General features: G+C 61.2%; 21 protein-coding genes. 8 read left to right on the top strand and 13 right to left on the bottom strand.

Annotated elements, in window-relative coordinates; genetic code table 11:
• The 7 genes from ACYQ6M_RS01520 to ACYQ6M_RS01550 form a co-directional block, all read right to left on the bottom strand.
• On the bottom strand, positions 1-615 hold the full coding sequence (locus tag ACYQ6M_RS01520) for a 2-dehydro-3-deoxy-6-phosphogalactonate aldolase (RefSeq protein WP_460071724.1): 615 nt from the start codon (positions 613-615) through the stop codon (positions 1-3).
• Entirely contained in the window at positions 612-1,532 is a 921-nt protein-coding gene (locus ACYQ6M_RS01525; RefSeq protein ID WP_460071726.1) for a 2-dehydro-3-deoxygalactonokinase, read from the bottom strand. The genes ACYQ6M_RS01520 and ACYQ6M_RS01525 overlap by 4 nt, the downstream gene beginning before the upstream one ends.
• Positions 1,529-2,293, bottom strand: coding sequence for an SDR family NAD(P)-dependent oxidoreductase (locus tag ACYQ6M_RS01530; protein WP_460071728.1), 765 nt, complete (start codon positions 2,291-2,293; stop codon positions 1,529-1,531). The genes ACYQ6M_RS01525 and ACYQ6M_RS01530 overlap by 4 nt, the downstream gene beginning before the upstream one ends.
• Before the next feature lie 61 nt (positions 2,294-2,354).
• Entirely contained in the window at positions 2,355-4,430 is a 2,076-nt protein-coding gene (locus tag ACYQ6M_RS01535) for an alpha-galactosidase (protein WP_460071730.1), read from the bottom strand.
• Entirely contained in the window at positions 4,427-5,275 is an 849-nt protein-coding gene (locus ACYQ6M_RS01540; protein WP_460071732.1) for a carbohydrate ABC transporter permease, read from the bottom strand. Before ACYQ6M_RS01540 ends, ACYQ6M_RS01535 begins: the two co-directional genes overlap by 4 nt.
• 1 nt (position 5,276) lies before the next feature.
• Entirely contained in the window at positions 5,277-6,194 is a 918-nt protein-coding gene (locus tag ACYQ6M_RS01545; protein ID WP_023003020.1) for a carbohydrate ABC transporter permease, read from the bottom strand.
• 87 nt (positions 6,195-6,281) lie between these two features.
• The gene (locus ACYQ6M_RS01550) at positions 6,282-7,541 is read right to left on the bottom strand and encodes an ABC transporter substrate-binding protein (protein ID WP_023003021.1); all 1,260 of its coding nucleotides are present in this window, start codon (positions 7,539-7,541) and stop codon (positions 6,282-6,284) included.
• Between the two features lie 118 nt (positions 7,542-7,659).
• On the opposite strand from ACYQ6M_RS01550, the gene ACYQ6M_RS01555 reads away from it, so the two are divergent.
• The 8 genes from ACYQ6M_RS01555 to ACYQ6M_RS01590 all read left to right on the top strand — a co-directional run bounded on the left by ACYQ6M_RS01555 (position 7,660) and on the right by ACYQ6M_RS01590 (position 15,964).
• Positions 7,660-8,448, top strand: coding sequence for an IclR family transcriptional regulator (locus ACYQ6M_RS01555; protein WP_168685224.1), 789 nt, complete (start codon positions 7,660-7,662; stop codon positions 8,446-8,448).
• Positions 8,449-8,475: 27 nt separating this feature from the next.
• Positions 8,476-9,537, top strand: coding sequence for an ABC transporter ATP-binding protein (locus ACYQ6M_RS01560; RefSeq protein ID WP_460071735.1), 1,062 nt, complete (start codon positions 8,476-8,478; stop codon positions 9,535-9,537).
• 683 nt (positions 9,538-10,220) lie between these two features.
• Complete coding sequence (locus tag ACYQ6M_RS01565) at positions 10,221-11,420, top strand: substrate-binding domain-containing protein (protein WP_023003024.1); 1,200 nt, start codon at positions 10,221-10,223, stop codon at positions 11,418-11,420.
• A 143-nt stretch (positions 11,421-11,563) separates the two neighbouring features.
• Positions 11,564-12,346, top strand: a complete 783-nt coding sequence (locus ACYQ6M_RS01570; RefSeq protein ID WP_189640247.1) for an ABC transporter ATP-binding protein — start codon at positions 11,564-11,566, stop codon at positions 12,344-12,346.
• The gene (locus ACYQ6M_RS01575) at positions 12,346-13,071 is read left to right on the top strand and encodes an ABC transporter ATP-binding protein (protein WP_296601737.1); all 726 of its coding nucleotides are present in this window, start codon (positions 12,346-12,348) and stop codon (positions 13,069-13,071) included. The genes ACYQ6M_RS01570 and ACYQ6M_RS01575 overlap by 1 nt, the downstream gene beginning before the upstream one ends.
• The gene (locus tag ACYQ6M_RS01580; protein WP_023003027.1) at positions 13,068-14,096 is read left to right on the top strand and encodes a branched-chain amino acid ABC transporter permease; all 1,029 of its coding nucleotides are present in this window, start codon (positions 13,068-13,070) and stop codon (positions 14,094-14,096) included. The genes ACYQ6M_RS01575 and ACYQ6M_RS01580 overlap by 4 nt, the downstream gene beginning before the upstream one ends.
• A 15-nt stretch (positions 14,097-14,111) precedes the next feature.
• Positions 14,112-15,173, top strand: coding sequence for a branched-chain amino acid ABC transporter permease (locus ACYQ6M_RS01585; RefSeq protein ID WP_055656354.1), 1,062 nt, complete (start codon positions 14,112-14,114; stop codon positions 15,171-15,173).
• Entirely contained in the window at positions 15,170-15,964 is a 795-nt protein-coding gene (locus tag ACYQ6M_RS01590) for an alpha/beta fold hydrolase (RefSeq protein WP_460071738.1), read from the top strand. Before ACYQ6M_RS01585 ends, ACYQ6M_RS01590 begins: the two co-directional genes overlap by 4 nt.
• A gap of 45 nt (positions 15,965-16,009) precedes the next feature.
• On the opposite strand, the gene ACYQ6M_RS01595 is transcribed toward ACYQ6M_RS01590, so the two are convergent.
• The 6 genes from ACYQ6M_RS01595 to ACYQ6M_RS01620 form a co-directional block, all read right to left on the bottom strand.
• A complete protein-coding gene (locus tag ACYQ6M_RS01595) occupies positions 16,010-16,255 on the bottom strand; it encodes a hypothetical protein (RefSeq protein WP_367020024.1) in 246 nt (81 codons plus the stop codon).
• Positions 16,252-17,013: a hypothetical protein gene (locus ACYQ6M_RS01600; RefSeq protein ID WP_023003031.1), complete on the bottom strand. Its 762-nt coding sequence runs from the start codon at positions 17,011-17,013 to the stop codon at positions 16,252-16,254. The genes ACYQ6M_RS01595 and ACYQ6M_RS01600 overlap by 4 nt, the downstream gene beginning before the upstream one ends.
• A complete protein-coding gene (locus ACYQ6M_RS01605; RefSeq protein ID WP_460071741.1) occupies positions 17,010-18,077 on the bottom strand; it encodes a Rieske 2Fe-2S domain-containing protein in 1,068 nt (355 codons plus the stop codon). Before ACYQ6M_RS01605 ends, ACYQ6M_RS01600 begins: the two co-directional genes overlap by 4 nt.
• Positions 18,074-18,241, bottom strand: a complete 168-nt coding sequence (locus ACYQ6M_RS01610) for a hypothetical protein (protein ID WP_168692191.1) — start codon at positions 18,239-18,241, stop codon at positions 18,074-18,076. The genes ACYQ6M_RS01605 and ACYQ6M_RS01610 overlap by 4 nt, the downstream gene beginning before the upstream one ends.
• On the bottom strand, positions 18,238-18,459 hold the full coding sequence (locus ACYQ6M_RS01615; RefSeq protein ID WP_023003034.1) for a hypothetical protein: 222 nt from the start codon (positions 18,457-18,459) through the stop codon (positions 18,238-18,240). Before ACYQ6M_RS01615 ends, ACYQ6M_RS01610 begins: the two co-directional genes overlap by 4 nt.
• A gap of 288 nt (positions 18,460-18,747) precedes the next feature.
• Positions 18,748-20,724 carry a thiamine pyrophosphate-binding protein gene (locus ACYQ6M_RS01620; protein WP_460071744.1) on the bottom strand — a complete coding sequence of 659 codons (1,977 nt, stop codon included), beginning with the start codon at positions 20,722-20,724 and terminating at the stop codon, positions 18,748-18,750.
• Between the last annotated feature and the right edge of the window lie 15 nt (positions 20,725-20,739).

The raw sequence follows: 20,739 nt of genomic DNA on the forward strand, positions 1-20,739 counted from the left end.
TCACCTGCATGCTGCAACGGCCGCGTCGTAGGCGGCGACGATTTTTTCGGCCCGTTTGCTGACTTCGGCAACACTGAAACCGGGTTTGAACAGAGCCGTTCCGATGCCGAAGCCGGCTGCCCCGGCCTTGATCCAGTCCCCGAAATTGTCCGGGCCGGCACCGCCCACGGCATAGGTCGCAGTGCCCTTCGGCAATACCGCCAGCATCGCCTTCAGTCCGTCCGGGCCGATGAGCGAGGCTGGAAAGAATTTGAGGCCATCTGCCCCGCTGCGCAGCGCCGTGAAGCACTCGCTTGGCGTCATCACACCTGGAAAGGAAGACATGCCTTCGGCTTTCGTCGTCTTGATGACATCCGGATTGCAGTCGGGTGACACGATCAGCGAGCCGCCGGCGTTCTTGACGTCGCGCACCTGTTCGGGCGCCAGCACGGTACCTGCGCCGATCTCGGCATTCGACGAAAAGGCCTTTGCCATGGCGGCAATGCTGACAAGCGGGTCCGGCGAGTTGAGCGGAACCTCGATACGAGTGATGCCGGCGGCAATCAGGCATTCGGTAACGGGCAGAGCCTCGTCCGGGGTCAGGCCGCGCAGGATGGCTATCAGGTTACGGCTCATGAATGCTCCGGTTCGTAGAAGGAATAGGCAAGGGTCAGGCCCTTCAAGGTGATGGTTTCCGCATCGAGCTGCCTTGAGGCATGGCCGTTATGTGTCAAGGCGCTGCGATAGGCACCGGCGATCTTGTCGCTGCCCAGCAGGGCCGTGTTACCAAGGTCGAAATCACGGCTGACAGCGGCCAGTTCGGCTCCGATCAGAAGCCCCGATAATCTGCCGCTTGCCTGTGCCGGGCCAAGGTCCGCGACGAGGCCTGCGGCGCGCACGCCGAAGAGATCGGCAGTCAGCGCTTCGGGCGCATTGAAACTGTGTTCGGCCGCTTCGGCAAAGGCTGTGCTGTCGAGGTCATCGGCGGAAAGGCCGTGCCGCAGGACGGAGTGTTTGGACAGAAGCGCGAAGGTCTCCCCTGTCATGAAGGTGCGGAACCGCTCAATTCGTCCGTCCTGGAGGGCGACCCACTTGGTGTGCGTTCCAGGCAGGCACAAGGTGCCGGAATAGGTCTGATTTTCCGCAAGGAATCCGGCGATCTGCGTTTCCTCGCCGCGCATGACATCGGGAGGTGTGAGCTGCTTGATGCCCGGCAGGATGCGCACTTCGAGGCGCGGGTCGGCTGCATCCACCCGGGTAGCGTTCCGGATCGACGGCGGCGCGCAGGGTACGGTCATGTAGGGGGCTTCGGCCCAACCCTGCCGGGACCCTGCCATGCCGCAGACGATCACAGGTGTGACCTCACCGTCCTTCAGGAGGTCAGCGATCAGTTCGATCAGGGCGGGTTCGAAATCCTGTTTCTCCAGTCGGCCCATGCCCTTTTCGGAGCTGCGATGGGCAAGGATGCCGCCGGCTTCGTCAAGCGCCCAGATGCGCAGATTGGTGGTGCCCCAATCCGCCGCGATCCAGGACGCTTTTGGATGTGTGTTCATCCTGTCACCACCACGCCGCCATCCACGACCAGCGCCTGTCCTGTCATCGCCTTGCTGGTTCTGGAGGCAAGGAAAAGCACTGGGTCAACCATGTCGTCCGGCTGCAGTTCAACCTTGAGACACTGCCGGTCGATGTGCGCTGCCAGGCCTTCCGGCGTTACCCACATGTCCTTCTGCTTCTGGGTCAGGACCCAGCCGGGTGCAATTGCGTTGACGCGGATGTTCTCCGGGCCGAATTCCCGTGCGAGGCTGCGGGTCATGCCGTTGATGCCGGAATTCGCGGTCGTGTAGACCGGGTAGCCCGCATTGCCCATCATGTAGGAGATGGACGAGAAGTTGACGATGGAGCCACCGCCGGCCGCTCGCATGCCGGCAACCACATGCTGGCAGGCAAAGAAATAGGCTTTCAGGTTGATCGCCACGGACCAGTCCCAGAACGCCTCGTCAACCTCTTCGGTCTTGTGGCGTTTGTCGTTCGCGGCATTGTTGACCAGAACCGTGATCGGGCCATGGGCTTCGGCTGCCTGATCCATGGCCGCCTTGAGGGCAACCATGTCTGTGATGTCACAGGGCAGGTACAGCGGACGGCGGCCGTATTTCTGTTCCATCTCGTCGCAGAAGGGCGCTGCGTCGGAACGCTGCACAAAGGCGACCTTCGCCCCCTGCCGCAGAAAGCCCTCCGTCAGCGCCGCGCCAATGCCGGAGCCGCCACCGGTGATGAATACCGATGCGTTGTCGAGATCCGGGTATGTTGCGTACATGGCACTTCCTCAATTGTTTTGGCGGCCTAAGCCGAAATCGGTTCGTTTTGAGTAACGTTACTCAAAGACGTTCGCCTTCCACAACCCAGACGGTTTCAGGGAACCGCCAGGGGAGCGTGAGCCCGTGGGACATCAGATATTGTCCACTGGCTTCAAGGTCTTGATGTTTCAGGAGAGGCGCACCGCGGGACAGCCGGGGCGCTTCGTCCCGATTGACGAGAGATAGCCTGTATCTGCCTTGCGGGTCCAGACCGGTCAAGCGCAACGGACGCGGCAGGATCTGGTCACTTGGTCGCGTCAGCGCGGCAAACGCAACGAACCGGCTGCCGTCGCAGGCAAGCTGCTGTTCTGCGATCACGGCCGGATCGGCGCTGTCGAGCCGCAGGATATCGGCCTGCATCATCCAGCTCCGATTGGCTTTCCACCAGCTCGTGACATTGCGCAGCGTCTCGGCTTCGGCTTCCGACAGCTCACGCGGGTCCATCTCGAAGCCCATGTGGCGTTGAGCCGCGGTCCAGGCGCGCAGACGAATGTCCATCGTCCGGCCGGAAGTATGGCAGTGGCGGGGCCCGACGTGAGAGCCTGTTACCGAGGCTGGCAGGAACAGGGCGGCATCGTGCTGAATACGCTGGCGTTCAAGCGCATCGTTGCTGTCCGAAAGCCAGACCCGGTGCGTGCGTTCCAGGACGCCGAAGTCGATGCGTCCGCCGCCGGACGAGCAGCTCTCGATCTCCACTGCCGGAAAACCGGACCGCAGACGGTCGACCAGCTCGTAAAAGCCTTCGGCCTGTCTGGCATCGACCACGGGCAGGATGCGGTTGTGGTCCCACTTGATGTAGCCGATGTCGTTGTTTTTCAGGACGTCGGCAATGTGGGTGTAAAGATAATCGCGAACCTCCTGGCGGGACATGTCCAGCACCAGTTGCTGGCGTCCGCGGATCTGGTCGGCGTGGCCGAGTACCCAGTCGGGATGGGCGCGGCAGAGGTCACTGTCCTCGTTGACCATTTCCGGTTCGAACCAGATGCCGAACTCCATGCCGAGCGCCTTGATATGGTCGATCAGCGGGGTGAGGCCGTCCGGGTACTTGCGTTTGTCGATCACCCAGTCTCCCAGAGACGAGGTGTCGTCATCCCGGCGGCCAAACCAGCCGTCGTCCAGCACAAAGCGCTCGGCGCCCAGGTCCGCCGCTTGGGAGGCGATGGCTTTGAGTTCGTCGAGGTCGTGTTTGAAATAGACCGCTTCCCAGCAATTGTAGTGGACCGGGCGGGGTGTGCGGGCTCCCTGAACCACATGGTCGCGAACATGGCGCTGGAACCGCACGGCGGCACCGTTGAAGCCGGTGGCAGAATAGGTTGCGTAGAGCGGTGCGCTGACGAAGTGGCGTCCGCTGGCAAGGCTGGCAGTGGCGTGGCCGAACTGGACCTGGCGACGGCCATCGGCAAGTTCCTCGGCAACCATCTTGTGGCCCCCGGACCAGCCATAGTGAAACGCGAAAGCTTCACCGGCCGTGTTGGACGTTCCGGCATTGCAGACGACAAGCCCCGGGAAATGGGCGTGGTCCGTGCGGCCGGTACGGTTGTCGCGGACGCGGGCACCGGGTGCAAACGGCAGGCGGCGGGTCAGGAATTCCGCGCACCAGCGGCCGGAAAACTCGATCATCTCGCCAGTATGAGCCGGGAGCGGCAGAACCGGAGCCGCCAGCCAGTCGACCGTGATCTCATCGGCGCTTTCCAGCCGTGTCTGAAGCTTTAACAGGGAGGTTTCCGGTGTCAGGACGAGATCGAAGACGAGGCTGAGATCAAGGCTCTTGTCGGCAAAGACAAGCGTCAGGCCATGAACCGACGCAGCTTCGCTTTCGAACCGGAAACTGGGCTTGAGCGGCGCGCCGGATGCGTTCCTTGCAGTCAGGCCGGTTTGCCCGGGGAAGCTTTCGGAGGCTTCCGGGCACAGGCTCAGACCTGCGTTGCGGTCGACCATGCCGCCGGTGACGTCGGCAAGTGCGGCTGCCGAAAGCGTCTCCAGGTTTTCGCCAGTGGGAAGGGCGGGACCCCAGTAGATGGCTTCCGGCAATCGGTCGTCGAAGCTGGCCAGGACCAGGCTCTGTCTGTCATCTCCAAGATGCCAGCTGCGGATCATTTCACGGCTCCGAGTGTGAGGCCTGCAATAAAGTGGCGCTGCATCAGGAAGAACATGGCGACAGGCGGCAGGGCGGCCACGATGGAACCGGCGCTCATCAGGTGGTAGGCAGCGCGATATTGCGCGTTGAAGGACGTGATGCCGGCGGTGACAGGCTGGCTTTCAACGCCCTGGGTCAGCACCACGGCCCAGAAGTAGTCGTTCCAGATGAAGGTGAAGATCAGCACCGACAGCGCGGCAATGGCCGGCTTCATCAGCGGCAGTACCACGTACCAGAAGATCCGCCATTCGGAGACGCCCTCAACGCGCGCGGCCTCTATCAGCTCAAACGGCAGGGCACGGATGAAGTTGCGCATGAAGAGTGTGCAGAAGCCGGTCTGGAAGGCGATGTGGAACAGAACCAGGCCGGTGATGGTGTTGTAGAGGCCCATCTGCAGGGTCAGGTCGCGCACCGGCACCATCAGGATCTGGAACGGCACGAAGTTGCCCGCCACGAACATGAAGAAGAGCCAGATATTGGCCTTGAACTTGTAGATGCCGAGGGCGAAGCCGGTCAAGCACGAGAGGCCAACCGCGCCGATCACTGTTGGAATGGTGATCTTGAACGAGTTCAGCAAATACTGCGGCATGTCCGAGCCGGTGAAGACCAGCGCGTAGTTGGTGAAGCCTTCGAAGGATGACGGCCAGCCCCAGTAGTTGGCGTTGGCGAAATCCGAATCCGGCTTGACCGAAAAGATGGCGACCGCGATCAGCGGCAGCAGCCACAGGATCAGCGCCAGCGGAAGCAGCGTCTGATAGGTGATCTGCCAGGGGCGGGACGTGCGTTCGATCGGTGTCGGGAACATGTCAGCGCGCCTTTTCTTCTTTGTACATCGACCAGAGGAAGTAGGCGATGAAGGCCAGCATGATCAGGAACAGCACCACGGCAATGGCCGCGCCGTAGCCCATGCGGAAGCCGTATTCGGAGAGTGCGACCTCGAACATGTAGAAGCTGAGCACCCGGCTGGCGCCGAAGGGCCCGCCGTTGGTCATGACCGAAATCAGGTCGAAAGAGCGCAAAGCGCCGATGATGGTGACGACGAAGGCGATGAAGGTGGCCGGGCGAAGCTGCGGCACGATGATGTACCAGAGCATGCGCCAGCCCTTGGCGCCGTCGAGGCGTCCGGCCTCGATCTGCTCCGGATCAACCGCGTTGAGGCCGGTGAGATAGAGGATCATGCAATAGGCTGTCTGGGGCCAGAGGCCCGCGACGATGATGCCCACGGTGACCCAGTTCTCGTCCCCCAGCACGTTGAGCGGCGGCAGGCCGACCGCGCCGAGCAGAACGTTGAGGATGCCGAATGTCGGGTCGTAGAACCAGGTGAACACCAGGCCGACGACGACCTGGGAGATCACGAAGGGAAAGAAGAACAGGGATTTGTAGAGCCGGATGCCGGTGACGGTCTGGTTCAGGAACAGCGCGATGAACAGACCTGCCGGAATGGCAAGCAGATAGAGCAGCAGCCAGATGACGTTGTTCTTCAGCGAGGTGTAGAACGCGTCATCCCAGTAGAGTTCCTCGTAATTGTAGAGCCCGACATATTCCGCCTGGCCCAAACCGTCCCACTCGTAGAGCGACAGGTTGAACGACTGGAAAATCGGAAAGATCACATAGAACAGGAAGAACAGGATCCCGGGAGCCAGGAACAGCCAGGGTGTCAACTGCTGCTGGTTGCGATGCCACCAGGAACTCTGGCGGGTCTCGGCGACGGATGCTTGGGCCATTTTCGGAACTCTTCGTGAGTCGTCGGCGTATACCGGAAAAGAGGACAGGGAGCGGTTGCCCCCTGTCCGGTCATGCGAAGGCAGACCTTATTTGTAGATACGCTGTTGGGCGCGGTCCAAACGGTCCAGGATCTTGTCCAGGTTGTCCGGCTTGACCATGAATTCCTGCAGGCCTTCCATGGCAACCTTTGCCATTTCAGCCGGGGCATCGCGGTCGAAGAACTGGGCAACGCCGCCCGGGGAGTTCGTGGACAGCATTTCAAAGCCCTGTTCCAGGAACTTGTCCTGGTCCACGGACGACTTGGCGTTCACCGGGAGCTGGCCGAGGTGCTTGCCGTCGTTGATCCAGGTCTGGACGTCCGGCGAGACCGCGAACTTCAGGAATTCGCGCGCGTTTTCCTTGTTCTCGGCATTGGCCGGAATGTGGAAGGTATCGGTCGGCGCGTCTTCCGCCTTGGCGATGCCCGGCGTGATTTCCACGAACTGGTAGAAATCGATCTGGTCATCGGAAAGACCGGCTTCGCGCAGCGGTGCCACGGCGAAGTTGCCCATCAGGTAAGCGGCTGCATCGCCCTTGACCATGAACGGCAGGGCTTCCTGCCAGGAGTAGGTCTGGTGGTTGTCGATGAAGGCGCCCATGTCGATGAGCTCGCGCCAGTTGGCGAAGGTCTTGCGGACTTCGTCGGACTTCCAGGACGCCTTGCCCGTGAGCAGGTCCATGTGGAAGTCGAAGCCGTTGGTGCGCATGTTCAGGTAGTCGAACCAGCCACCCGCGGTCCAGAGAAACTTGGTGCCGATCGTGTAGCACTTCTTGCCGGCATCGATGATCTTCTGGCAGTTCGCCTTTTCCTCTTCCCAGGTGGTGGGTTCGGACAGGCCAAGCTCGTCGAAGATGTCTTTGCGGTAGTAAACACCCCACTGATAGTAGGTGTAGGGCACGCCCCACTGCTTGCCGTCGATGGTCATCGCACCCTTGGTGGAGGCGAGGTTGTCGGCAATTGCCGGGTCCGCCCAAAGGTCGGACACGTCCTCGAAGAGGCCGGCCTCCACGTAAGGCCGCATGCGGTTGGCCGCGTACCAGGTGGCAACGTCCGGCGCATTTGCCGTCAGGAAGTTGCGGATCTGGGTCTTGTAGGCCTCCCGGTCAATCACCGTCGTCTCGATGTTCAGCTCCGGGTTCTTCTCCTGGAACTGAGCGATCATCTCTTCCATGGTCGCACGCGGCGCCGGGTTCGATGTGTCGAGAAAGATTTTCAGATTGCCTGTCAGGCCGTCAGCAGAAGCTGCGCCCATCGCGGCTGCCAACATGGCAAATGCCGCTACGGACGTTTTCAGCATGGAACGCATGGTGTCCTCCCTTTTGGTTCCATTATGTGAAACTTAGTTTTGTATATTGATACTTTGATGCGATGGCGATAAGTTGTCAACAGGCTCGACGACAAGAAACGGGCCGAAGGAGGAGCTCATGAACAAACAGGCGGGGTCATCGACAGGTGACGGCACGGTCGGCAAGGCGCTGGAAGTGCTGGACAAGGTTGCAGCTGTGGGCCGGCCCGTGCGCTTTTCCGAACTGCTGTCTGAAAGCACTCATCCCAAGGCGACGCTGTACCGGTTGCTGCAGACGCTGGTGAGCCAGGGCATGCTGGCCTACGACGAGCGCCAGCAGACCTATTCGCTGGGTATCCGCCTGGTGCGGCTGGCGCATGCGGCCTGGCGGCAAAGTTCCATCGCGCCGATTGCGCGTCCCTTCGTAGGCGCCTTGTCGGAAGCTGTCGGCGAAACGGTGCACCTGGCACAGCTCGACAGCGGGCAGGTGCTTTATGTCGACAAGAGAAACCCGACCAATGCCATCGACATGTTTTCGCAGGCCGGCAAGGTTGGTCCGGCCTATTGCACCGGGGTCGGCAAGGCCCTGATGGCCTTTCTGGAGCCTGCGGACCTCGATCACGTTTTGAAGAAGCAGTCGTTCTATCGCTACACCCCGGCAACGCTGGCCAGCGAAGCTGAACTGCGTGCGGACCTGGAAAAGATCCGCGAAGAGGGGCTGTCCTACGACCGCGAGGAACACGAGCCCGGCATCATCTGCATTGCAGCGCCGATCTTGTCGTCCAAGGGGCGGCCGGTCGGGGCGCTTTCCGTTACCACGTCCACGCAGCGCAAGAGCCTCGAACAGCTTCTGGAGGCACGGCCTGCACTGCTGGATGCGGCCTCGAAGATCGCGGCGGCGGTCGAGGACTGGCAGTTCCCTGCCTAACAAGAATCCCAAGGGAGAGAGAATTACATGTCTGGCGTCACACTGACAAAAGCCGTCAAGAAATATGGCGACCTGGAAGTCATCCACGGAGTGGACCTTCAGATCGAGCATGGCGAATTCTGCGTTTTTGTCGGTCCGTCCGGCTGTGGCAAGTCCACTCTTCTGCGCATGATCGCCGGGCTGGAGGAAACGACCGACGGCAGGATCGAGATCGGTGGCCGTGATGTGACCAAGACAGATCCGGCGGAACGGGGCGTTGCCATGGTGTTTCAGACCTATGCGCTTTACCCGCATATGACAGTCGAGGAGAACATGGGCTTCGGGCTGAAGATGAACGGTCATCCGAAGTCCGAGATCCAGTCCAAGGTTGCCGAAGCCAGCCGCATCCTGAAGCTGGACCCTTATCTGAAGCGTAAGCCGAAGGCGCTTTCCGGCGGGCAGCGCCAGCGTGTTGCCATCGGCCGGGCCATTGTGCGTGGTCCGGAAGTGTTTCTGTTCGACGAACCGCTCTCCAACCTGGATGCCGAGCTGCGTGTCGACATGCGCGTGGAGATCGCCCGCCTGCACAAGGATATCGGCGCGACGATGATCTACGTGACGCACGACCAGGTCGAGGCGATGACGCTGGCGGACAAGATCGTGGTTCTGCGCGGTGGCAATATCGAGCAGGTCGGCTCGCCGATGCAGCTCTATTCCGATCCGGACAACAGGTTCGTCGCTGGCTTCATCGGCTCACCCAGCATGAATTTCGCCGAGGGGATTGCCGGGGAGGGTGAGGTCAGTGTTGCCGCATTTGGCGATGTTTCCGTACCGACCACGGTCACCTTGCCCGCCAAGGGTGAAAAGGTGCTGGTCGGTCTGCGCCCGCAGCATCTGAAAGTCTCGCCTGCGCCGGAAGGGGCGAAGGTCGATCTGTGTGAGCAACTCGGCGGCGTCGCCTATTCCTATCTCATCTGCCCGACGGGCGAGCGTGTGATCGTGGAAACCAAGGGTGAGGATGCGCCTGTTTCTGATGGAACTGTCGCCATAGACTTCGACCCGGCTTCGGCGCTGTTCTTCGATGCGAAGACGGAACAGCGGCTGAGGTAGTCTCGCCAACGCGACTGGTCCAGGCGGCCCGCCTTCCGCACGTGGTTCTGGACAAGTGAGACAATGCCGAACCGGAAACCGGATATCAGCCGTGCCATTGGCGCGTCTCCTCGTACGAAAAAGAGTTCGCTACACTCACGCAGATGCGCTGGATTCCGGATCTGCACGCAGCTTATGCTGCGCTTGTCCGGAATGACGGTGGACAGCCGTAGATGGTGACGTTCCCGAGGGGCTGGCAACCGGATTGCGCAGGGAGCTGAGAACGCCTTTCCACTTATGCCGAGACGCAGGGCATCTGGTCTGCGGGCCGATTGCACTGCATTCGTCTGGTGGGCGGTTCTGTTTTTTTGACGATTTTGGCGGCTCTCCTGTCAGGGCCGATCTTTTCCCTCTGTCATGATAATCCTTCAGACAGTCTTTATCGCATGACTGTCTGGCATTGCGCTGCCGCTCTTGGCGCTGTGTTTTTGCAGGACCGGGTTGCATTCATCTGTCATGAGCTCGTGTTACGCTAACTGACGACCCGCCCGGAAAGGCGGCCACTTCGAACACGTATCTTGCCTTGACATGAATACTGATTCATGTGTCATATGTTCCGGCGTCAGGCGATGATGTTACCCTGTGGAGGCCGTGGGAGCGGCCGTGCAGGTTTGCCGGCCTTTCGCGCAACGGGAGGAGAATTCATGACGAAACGCGTTTTCCGCTGGGCCGTGCCGCTTCTGGCTGGCATCAGCGTGGCGGCGGCCGGGATTGCCGGTGCCCAGGCCGACGATATCAAGATCGCCCATGTTTACGGCAAGACCGGTGCCCTGGAGGCCTATGCGAAACAGTCGCATACCGGCCTGATGATGGGTCTCGAATATGCCACCGACGGCACCATGGAAATCGACGGCCGCAAGATCGTGGTCATCGAGAAGGACACTCAGCTGAAGCCGGATATCGGCAAGGCCGCGCTGGCGGAAGCCTATGGTGACGATGAAGTCGATATCGCCGTCGGCCCTGTCTCCTCCGGCGTTGCGCTGGCCATGCTGCCGGTCGCCGAAGAATACGAGAAGGTGCTTCTGGTGGAGCCGGCGGTTGCCGACAGCATCACCGGCGAGAACTGGAATCGCTACATCTTCCGCACCGCGCGGAACTCGTCCCAGGACGCGATCGCCAACGCTGTCGCACTGGGGCAGGAAGGCGTCTCCATCGCCACGCTCGCACAGGACTATGCCTTCGGCCGTGACGGCGTCGCCGCCTTCAAGGAAGCGCTGGAAGGCACGGGTGCCAAATTGGTGTTCGAGGAATATGCGCCGACCGATACCAAGGATTTCACAGCCAACGCGCAGCGCGTCTTTGATGCCCTGAAGGATGAGCCGGGCCGCAAGTTCCTGTTCGTGATCTGGGCCGGTGGCGGCAATCCGATCAGCAAGATCAAGGCAATGGAGCCGGAGCGCTTTGGTGTCGAAATCGCCACGGGCGGCAACATCCTGGCGGCCATGGCGGCCTACAAGGAACTGCCGGGCATGGAAGGCGCGACCTACTACTATTACGAAATCCCGAAGAATCCGGTGAACGACTGGCTGGTGGCCGAACACCAGAAGCGTTTCAATGCGCCGCCGGACTTCTTCACCGCGGGTGGCATGTCTTCCGGCATTGCCATTGTCGAGGCGATCCGCAAGGCCGGGTCCACGGAGACCGAAGACCTGATCACTGCCATGGAAGGCATGGAGTTTGAAACGCCAAAGGGCAAGATGATGTTCCGGGCGGAAGATCACCAGGCTCTGCAGTCGATGTATCACTTCAAGATCAAGGTCGATCCGGATGTCGAATGGGGCATCCCGGAGCTGGTGCGCGAGTTGACAATCGAGGACATGAACATCCCGGTGCGCAACCAGTAAGCCGAATGAAGACGCGGCGGAGCCTTCAGCTTCGCCCGCGTGGCCCCAAGACCCTTAAGTTTGCCCGGCTGGTGGGAAACCCGTCCGGCCGGGCACTCATCCGATACAGTTTTCGCGACAATTCAAGCCTGGGAACGCGCATCGTGGCCAAGGAACACCCGATTCTGGAAACGAGGGACCTGACCATACGCTTCGGCGGTCATGTGGCGGTCGATCACGTTTCCTGCGCCTTCGAGCGAGGCACCCTGACGGCGATCGTTGGGCCAAACGGCGCGGGCAAGACCACCTATTTCAACCTGATCTCCGGTCAGCTGGCAGCGACCTCCGGGGCTGTGCTGCTCAACGGCGAGACCATCACCCGACTGTCGGTGCCTGAACGCACCGACAGGGGGATCGGCCGGGCGTTCCAGCTGACCAATCTCTTTCCGACCTTGAGCGTGCGCGAAAACGTGCGGCTTGTAGCTCAGGCGAAGGCACGCAAGGGGTTCGATCTCTTCACCGTTGCAGAAAGCCATGTGGAACTTCTGGAGCGGGCAGACCACGTGCTGGCGGAGGTCCGGCTGATCGATCAGGCCGACCAGACCGTTTCCGCTCTGCCTCATGGTGACCAGCGCAAGCTTGAGGTGGCGCTGCTGATCGCACTTGGCCCCCAGGTGCTCATGTTCGATGAGCCGACCGCCGGCATGAGCGTCGACGAGGTTCCGGTGATCCTGGAGCTGATCCAGAAACTGAAGAGCGACATGGACCGGACGATCCTGCTGGTGGAGCACAAGATGGATGTCATTCGCACCCTGGCCGACCGCATCATCGTTCTGCACAACGGGGCGCTGGTGGCCGATGGAGAACCCTCGGAAGTGATTGCCCTGCCGATCGTGCAGGAGGCTTATCTCGGCAAGGCACCGGCTTCCTCCGGGGAGGCTGCGTGATGGCGGAAAATCTGCTCACCCTTTCCGGGGTGCACACCCACATCGGCCCCTATCACATCCTGCAGGGTGTGGACCTCGCAGTGCCGGAAGGCGGCGTAACCGTTCTGCTCGGCCGCAATGGCGCGGGCAAGACCACAACGTTACGCACCATTATGGGGCTTTGGACAGCCAGCCAGGGCGATATCCGGTTTGGCGATCATGTCATCACCAAACTGTCGACGCCCGAGATTTCCCGCAGGGGAATTGCCTTCGTGCCGGAAGACATGGGCATCTTCACCGATCTGACAGTTGCCGAAAACATGATCCTGGCCGCTGCCAACGGGCCGATGGACCAAAAGCGCCTTGCCTGGATCAAGGAGCTGTTTCCGCCGATCGGCAGCTTCTGGAATTCCTCCGCAGGAACGCTGTCCGGTGGTCAGAAGCAGATGCTGTCCGTGGCGCGGGCGATCATCGAACCGCGCCGGCTGATCCTGATCGACGAGCCGACGAAAGGCCTCGCACCGGCGATCATCAAGGCGATGACCGATGCGCTGAAGGAACTGAAGGAAACCGATACCACCATCCTGCTGGTGGAGCAGAATTTCGCCATGGCGTCCGGCATCGGCGACACGGTCGCGGTGATGGATGATGGCCGCATCATTCATTCCGGCGGCATGGACGAACTGGTGGCGGATGTCGCCTTGCAGGAAAAACTCATGGGGCTGAGCCTGGAGGCGCATCAATGAGCGAGACGGCGATCAAACCGCGGATCGAGAAAATCCCGCTGAAGGAACAGCTTGCCCAGAAACTGCCGGTGCTGCTGGTGCCGGTGCTGGCTGCCGTCGGGCTCATTGCCATCGGCAATCCGGCGAGCTGGCTGACACTGACGGTGGCCGGGCTGGCCATGGGCATGATGATCTTCATCATGGCGTCGGGATTGACGGTGGTCTTCGGGCTGATGGACGTGATCAACTTCGGCCATGGCGCCTTTGTTGCCGTCGGCGCCTTCGTCGGCTTCACGGTTCTGGCCTGGCTGGCCGGCTGGACGGCTTCGCCAAGCGTCTTCATGAATCTCTCCGCCGTGCTGATTGCCATCCTTGCGGCCATGCTCGTCACCGGCCTTCTCGGTCTTGCCTTCGAGCGGGTGATCGTGATGCCGGTCTACGGCGAACATCTGAAGCAGATCCTTGTCACCATGGGCGGGCTGATCGTGGCTCAGCAGATGATCTACGTGGTCTGGGGGCCGGACGAGCTGCATATGTCCCGCCCGGAAGCCTTGCAGGGATCGCTCGTGATCGGCGAAGCAGCCATCGAGAAATATCGCCTGGTGGCGGTCGGCATCGGTCTCGCGCTGTTCATCGGCATGCGCCATATCCTGAAGAACACCAAGATCGGTCTGCTGGTGCGCGCCGGGGTGGAGAACGGCGAGATGGTGGAAGCGCTCGGCTACCGTATCCGCCGGCTGTTCCTGATCGTGTTCATGACCGGGTCGGCGCTGGCCGGGCTTGGGGGCGTCATGTGGGGCCTCTATCAGGAAACGATTACTGCACACATGGGCTCGGAGATCATGGTGCTGGTGTTCATCGTGGTGATCATCGGCGGCCTCGGCTCGGTCGAGGGCTGTTTCATCGGCGCCATGCTGGTGGGGCTGCTTGCCAACTACACGGCCTTCCTGGCGCCGAAAGTAGCGCTGATCTCGACCATCGCGCTGATGGTCGTGGTGCTGATGTGGCGGCCGCAGGGCCTTTATCCGGTGGTCAAGGCGAAGTAGGGACGGAACAAGATCATGCTGACCAGACTTCTTTCCGGCGACACGCCGCGTAGCGGCCTTCTGACGGCGCTGCTGCTGATCGTGTTGATCTCGCTCGCCTTTGCACCGTTTCTCTTTCCCGGCACCAAGTCGCTGGAGACGGCCGCGCGGATCTGCATCTTCATCGTGCTGGTGGCAAGCTACGACCTGCTGCTGGGCTATGCCGGTATCGTTTCCTTCGCCCACACCATGTTCTTCGGCATCGGCGCCTATGGGACCGCGCTTGCCTTGTCGACCACCGGGCCGAACTACGGTTCGCTGATCTGGGGCACGGCGGCGGGCGCGGGGGTTGCGGCCCTGTTCGCGCTGGCCATCGGGCTGTTCTCGCTTCGGGTGAAGGCGATCTTCTTCGCCATGGTGACCCTGGCGGTGGCAAGTGCCTTTGCCGTTCTGGTGTCGCAGATGTCCTGGCTGACAGGCGGTGAGGACGGGCTCAACTACAAGATCCCGCGCGAACTGACGCCCGCCTTCAAGCTTATCAAGGCGAAGGTGTTCGACGTCAGCATCAATGGCAAGGTCCTGGCCTATTACCTGGTGTTCTTCGCGGCCGCGATCCTGTTCCTGGTCATGCTGCGCATCGTCAACTCGCCGTTCGGCCGCACGCTGAAGGCGGTTCGCGACAATGCCTTCCGGGCGGAGGCGATCGGTTACCGCGTGGTCTGGTATCGCACCACGGCCACCGTTCTGTCGGCAGTCATGGCAGCGCTTGCGGGCTCTCTTCTGGCGATATGGCTGCGCTACACCGGCCCGGCAACAACGCTCTCCATGGAGATCATGATCGACATTCTGTTGATGGTCGTGATAGGGGGCATGGGCACGCTTTACGGGGCCGTGCTCGGGGCAACCCTGTTCATTCTGGCGCAGACCTATCTGCAGAACCTGATGGGTGTTGCTGCAGAAGCAACCAGCGCGGTGCCGGTGTTCTCGACGCTGGTGGCGCCGGAACGCTGGCTTTTGTGGCTGGGTGTTCTCTTCATTCTGTCGGTCTATTTTTTCCCGACGGGCATTGTCGGACGGCTACGGGCGGGGCGTGCGTGAGCGGGAATCTTCTGCATATCCGCGACGAGGGAACGGGCAGACCGCTGGTGCTGATCCACGGCTGGTCTTGCCCGGGCCGGTTCTTCGAAGGCCAGATCGGGGCTCTGAAAACTGACGCCCGTTGCATCGTTCCGGATCTGCCGGGCCACGGCAAAACAGCGGGCCGGTTGCCATTGACCATCGAGGCAGCAGCCGATGCGGTTCATGCGGCTTTGGCCGAGCGCGAACTAACTGAAGTAATCCTCTGCGGTTGGTCGATGGGTGCGTTGGTTTCCTATGCAATGATCGAGCGGCACGGCGCGGACCGGATCTCGCAGTTCGTTGCCATTGACATGACGCCGAAGGTTCTGAACGACCCCGACTGGCAGAACGGAACGCTGAACGGCCTCAATGCTGAACTCAACGACCATTTCCTGAATGCCATTGTGGCGGATTGGGCCAAACTGCCGGCCCGGATCGCGAGAAGACTGTTCGCCGAAGGCCTGCCCGTGCCGGAGTGCGTTGCGGAGCTAGCCCGCAAAGAGATTGCTGCAGCCGATCCTGTGCTCTTGAAACCGATGTGGTCCTCACTGACCGCGCAGGATTTCCGCCCGCTTTTGAAAGCCTTTCCCGTGCCGTTTCGTCTGGTGGCGGGTCTGCGCAGCCAGCTTTACGGCCCGGGTGTCCATCGCTGGCACGCGGACAATGTTCCGGATTTTCATTTCCATGGCTTTGAAGCGTCGGGCCACGCGCCGCACATGGAAGAGCCGGACAAGTTCAACAGCCTGCTGCGGAACCTGGTGAAGGGCTGAGGCGCGCAAACTTGGCTTTTTGGGACGGCCATACTGACCGTTTTCTCAGTGTCCGCCGCCCAGCTTCGCCTTCACGAATTCAATGAACCGATCCAGGATGCTCAAAACCAGGAACACGGCGAGCAGGCCGACGAAGAAGCGGAGGTCGCGCAGCAACGTGCCGGGGGCAAAATCCTGGACGCTGCTGTTGGCGTAGGTCCACACAGCCCAGGCGATCCCGGCGAGGAGTGCTGTCATCACCAGCGAGATCACGATGGTCTGCCAGAGAGGCTTTTGCGGCTGGTCGCTCATTTCAGCACCCTGGCGGTCAGAAGGTCTGCTTTGAACACCATCAGGTCATCCAGTTGTTCGACCTCGCCTTCGACCTCGATGTAAAGCGCCAGCAGCGGATCGATGGCCTCGCCAAGAAGCTGGCCGTCCTTGCCTGCCAGAAGAAAGAAATTGCGCCCCTCGACCGGTCCGGACGAGACGAAGACCGGGGGAATGCCGCCGGTCAGGCAAAGGTCCGCGCAGGCCTTGTGCGCAAGGCCCCGGCCCGGGCGCATGGCGCCCGCATAGCACTTGCCGTCGCAGATTTCACCGGTCAGTTTCCAGCGCCCCAGCGAGACGGGTTCGGATGGGGTGAAGCCGGGCGCATCGTCCATAGCAGGTGCTACCTGTCCCACCTGGATCATTGTCAGATCGCCCCGGTTCACGGGCACTCCACGCAAGGTCACCTGCATCTCGCGATTGGCTTCTGCCTGTTCAAAGACACCGCGTTTGCCCTGGCCTGCCAGCATGTAGGTGCGGGCAGGGGTGTCGCCATCCGCCGGAATGCGGAACACCGGATAGGGCCGGAGTTCGAGCAGGCCGGTTTGCTCGAACCTGTTGCCCCACTGAAACGTGCCGCTGCCCGGATCGTTCTGGGTGGTGGACAGGGCGAAGGCTGCAAGGCCCAGTCCCGCGACAAAACACAGGGAGAAGACCCCGAGAAAGGCCACCAGTGGCTTCGGCACCTTGTTGAGATAGCCGACGAAAAACGGCGCCGCCTTGGTTTGTTTCCAGCTCATGACGCACCTCCGATCACGACCGGCTCGACATAGGTGCCGGGTGGCAGAGCGTTGGGATCGAGAAGAACGGTGGAGCCGACCAGCTTCAGCTTGTAGGTGGCGATCTTCTCGGTGAAGGGCGCGGGCGCGCAGCCGTCGGCCAGATTGTACTGATATCCGTGCCAGGGGCAGGTGATGCAGCCCCACAGCACCTTGCCCTCGCCAAGCGGACCGTTCTGGTGGGCGCAGACATTGGTGACCGCCGACAGCTTGCCGTCATACTTGAAGATGGCGACACGCTCCTCTTCGCTCAGGGTCACGACCTTGGCGCATTTGTCGTCGATTTCGTCCACCTCTCCGGCGACGACCCAGCCGGCTTCCTCCAGAGAAGCCTTTGCCGTGGCATCGCCCTTTTCCCGATTGGCCTCCAGGCGTCCGCTTGCAAAGTGAAGACCGCAGACCATGACAACGCTTGCCGCAACCATGCCGGTGAAGATGGGATCGGACGGGCCTTGCAGCGCACCGAGCGCGACATGCAACACCACGAAGGCGTAGGCGGCATAGATGAACATGTGCAGCGCCTTCCAGATCGGCGCTCCCAGAAAGCTGAGCCAGAAATCATGGCTGGTGGCAGCCAGTACGAACAGGATCAGGAGCGCGGCGATACCGAAAGCCTCGAAGGGAAAGCCGATCACTTGCCCGTAGCTTGTGTTGGACGACAGTAACGCGACGTAGCTGTCTGTCGGTGAGAAGTTGAAATACCAGCCAAGCACATAGTTGGCGTGAACGGCGGCAATACCGGCGGTCATCACGCCGAAATGGCGGCGGTTATAAAGCAGCGGCAAAAAGCGCCGGTCGAGCCGGGCCAGCGGCCCGATGCACAGGATCACCGTCAGCATCAGGAAGGCACAGCTGCCGAAGGCACGCATCCTCAGGATGGCCCCGTCGATTGGCCGGGTGATATCCTCATAGAACGGCCCGACACGAATGAAGATGTAAAGATAAAGCGCAACGGCAATCAGCAGGATGGCATCATAGACCATCTTGTTGCGATTCCAGATCACCGGTGTGTATTGCACGCTCATTGGCTTGCCTCCCCGGAGCTTTCCACCGGGACTTCAATCAGCACAGCCGGTCTGTCCGTGGGGGGCGACTGGCGCATCGCCAGGATGGCAAAGAAAGCCAGCGGCAGCAAAAGGCCGAGGACAGTCCAGATACGGGCATGGGCTTTGCGATGTGCACGTTTCACCGGCCAGCCTCCCCATGCTTTTCAAGCACGTACCAGCGATAGAGCACCAGCGGCCAGATCAGGCAGATACCGGGAATGAGCAAGGGCCGGAAGACATGAGACCCGCGTGCGGATGGCTCCACCCGGTCGATGCCGATGACAAGAAAGAGTACCGCGACCAGCCCGCCGGCCATGAGATAGTATTTTCCGATGTCGATCAGAATGGCTGCTGTTTGCAAGTGGACCCCCACCAGGTCTGGATGTGATTGGTGTCAGCTTAGCTCATTACGAAGCATTGCCAACGGTCTCTTCATTTCTTCCGGTCCGAGTTGGCCTCTCTTCTCACCCCGTCATTGCAGGGCTCGACCCTGCAATCCATGCCGTTTCCGTGCCTTGAGCGAGGTCCGTCATGTCGAACCGCAATGGCATGGATCCCATGGTCGAGCCATGGGATGACGGAGGAGGAGGTGTTGCTCGAGTGGCCTTGCCGCGTAAAAGGAGCGATTGAGACCTTGTCACGGTTTCCATCAAACCAGATCCGCATCCGTGATGATCTCCACCAGTGACGGACCGTCGTGGGCGATCGCATCGGCGATGGCGTCTTTCAGTTCGGCAGGGTCGGTCACCCGGTGGCCGTGACCACCGCACAGGCGCGCGAAAGCGGCGAAGGACGGGTTGGTGAGGTTCGTTTCCCAGACCGGCCATTCGCCCGAGCGCTGCTCCTTGGAGATCTTGCCGAGCTCGGAATTGTTCAAAAGGATATGGGTTATATCCATTCCGTATTTGACGGCAGTGGTGAACTCCATGGCGTATTGACCAAAACCTCCGTCCCCGGAAATCGAGATCACCTTGCGGCCCCGGAATTCCTCGAAATCCTGGGTCGCGCTCCAGGCGCCGAGGGCTGCCGGCAGGCTGAAGCCGATGGAGCCGAGATAGCCGGACATCAGGATGCGCTGTCCGCAAGGCTCAAAATACCGACCGAAGGAATAGGTGTTGTTGCCGACGTCGACCGGGATGATCGCGTCCGGTGGGCACAGATCGCTCAAAGCCTTGAAAACGGCTGCCGAATGAATGCCCCTGCCGCCGTCCTCGGAAAGACGAAGGTCCTTTTCCGCGCGCCAGATTGTCCAGCGTTCCACCAGTTCTCCCGCCTGGTCGGGGGCATCTGCCGGTTTCAACACCTGATCGACAATGGCTTCGCAGAAGGTGCCGATCTCGCCCCAGACAGGCAGGGTCACGGGATGGAACTTGCCGAGCTGCATGCGCTCGAAATCCACCTGGATGATGGTCTTGTAGGGGGCGATGCCTGTGTGGTTGGCAAAGGATGATCCGAGCGAGACGATCAGATCCGCCTCGTTCATGAACCAGCTTGCAATGGGCGTCCCGGAGCGGCCAAGAACACCGGCCGCCAGCGGGTGGGTGTCCGGGATCAGGCCCTTGCCCTTGAAAGTGGTCAGGACCGGTGCGCCGAGCTTTTCGGCAAGCGCAACGACCTTGTCGCGAACATCCTTGGCGCCGTAGCCAAGCACAATGACGGGGCGTTTCGCTGCGTTGATCAACTCAACGGCCTTTGCGAGATCCTCGCCGGAGGGCGTGATGCCGGTTTCGCCGAGGCGGCCTTCGGGTTTACCTGCCTCCTTGCTGCTCGGGTTGGTCTGGACGTCGTCGGGGAAAATGAGATTGGCGACATCCCGTTCCACCAGCGCGGTTTTCAAGGCCAGCGACATCAGCTCGGCATGGTTGGAGGTGCTGAGCACCGGCTGGGAAAACTTCGAGACGGCTTCGAATGCGGATTTGAGATCAATGTCCTGAAAGGCCCCCGGGCCGAACACCTGGGTCTGCACCTGGCCGGTGAGGGCCAGAACCGGTGACCGGTCGACCTTGGCGTCCCAGAGGCCGGTCAGAAGGTTGGTTGCGCCGGGGCCGGCAATGGTGAGGCAAGCTGCCGGTTTGCCTGTCAGCTTGCCATAGGCGGAGGCGGCGAAGGCGGCCGCGCCCTCGTGGCGAATTCCGATATAGCCCAAAGCGCCCTTGTCGACCTGACGGCGTATCGCATCTGCAAGACCGAGGTTGGAGTGGCCGACCATGCCGAAGACACGCTTGACGCCCCAGTTGACCATGGTTTCGGCCATGACGTCGGTCACCGTGCGTTCATGGGGCGGCTCCGGGTCCAGGCCGATGTAGATCTCGTCGCCATCGATCCTGAGGGGATAGAGCTTTTGGCCACTGTCTTCGTGACCGCCGGGAGGCGTACCCGTCAGCGGATCGAAGTCCCAGCCGTGCCAGGGGCAACGGATCCAGCATTTTCCGTCCGACCCCTTCTCGATGGAACCTTCCCCGAGCGGGCCGCGCTGATGCGGGCAATGATTGTCCATCGCCGCCCACTGGCCTTCGAAATGCGACAGGCAGATCGAGGTTGTGCGGGCCGTGACCGTTTTCACCCGGCCTTCGGGCAGGTCTTTGACGTGCCCAACCTTGATCCAGTCGAGATCCTGAGCGTCCATTGGTCTTCCTCCCTT

The sequence above is a fragment of the Roseibium sp. ROS1 genome, assembly GCF_054658215.1.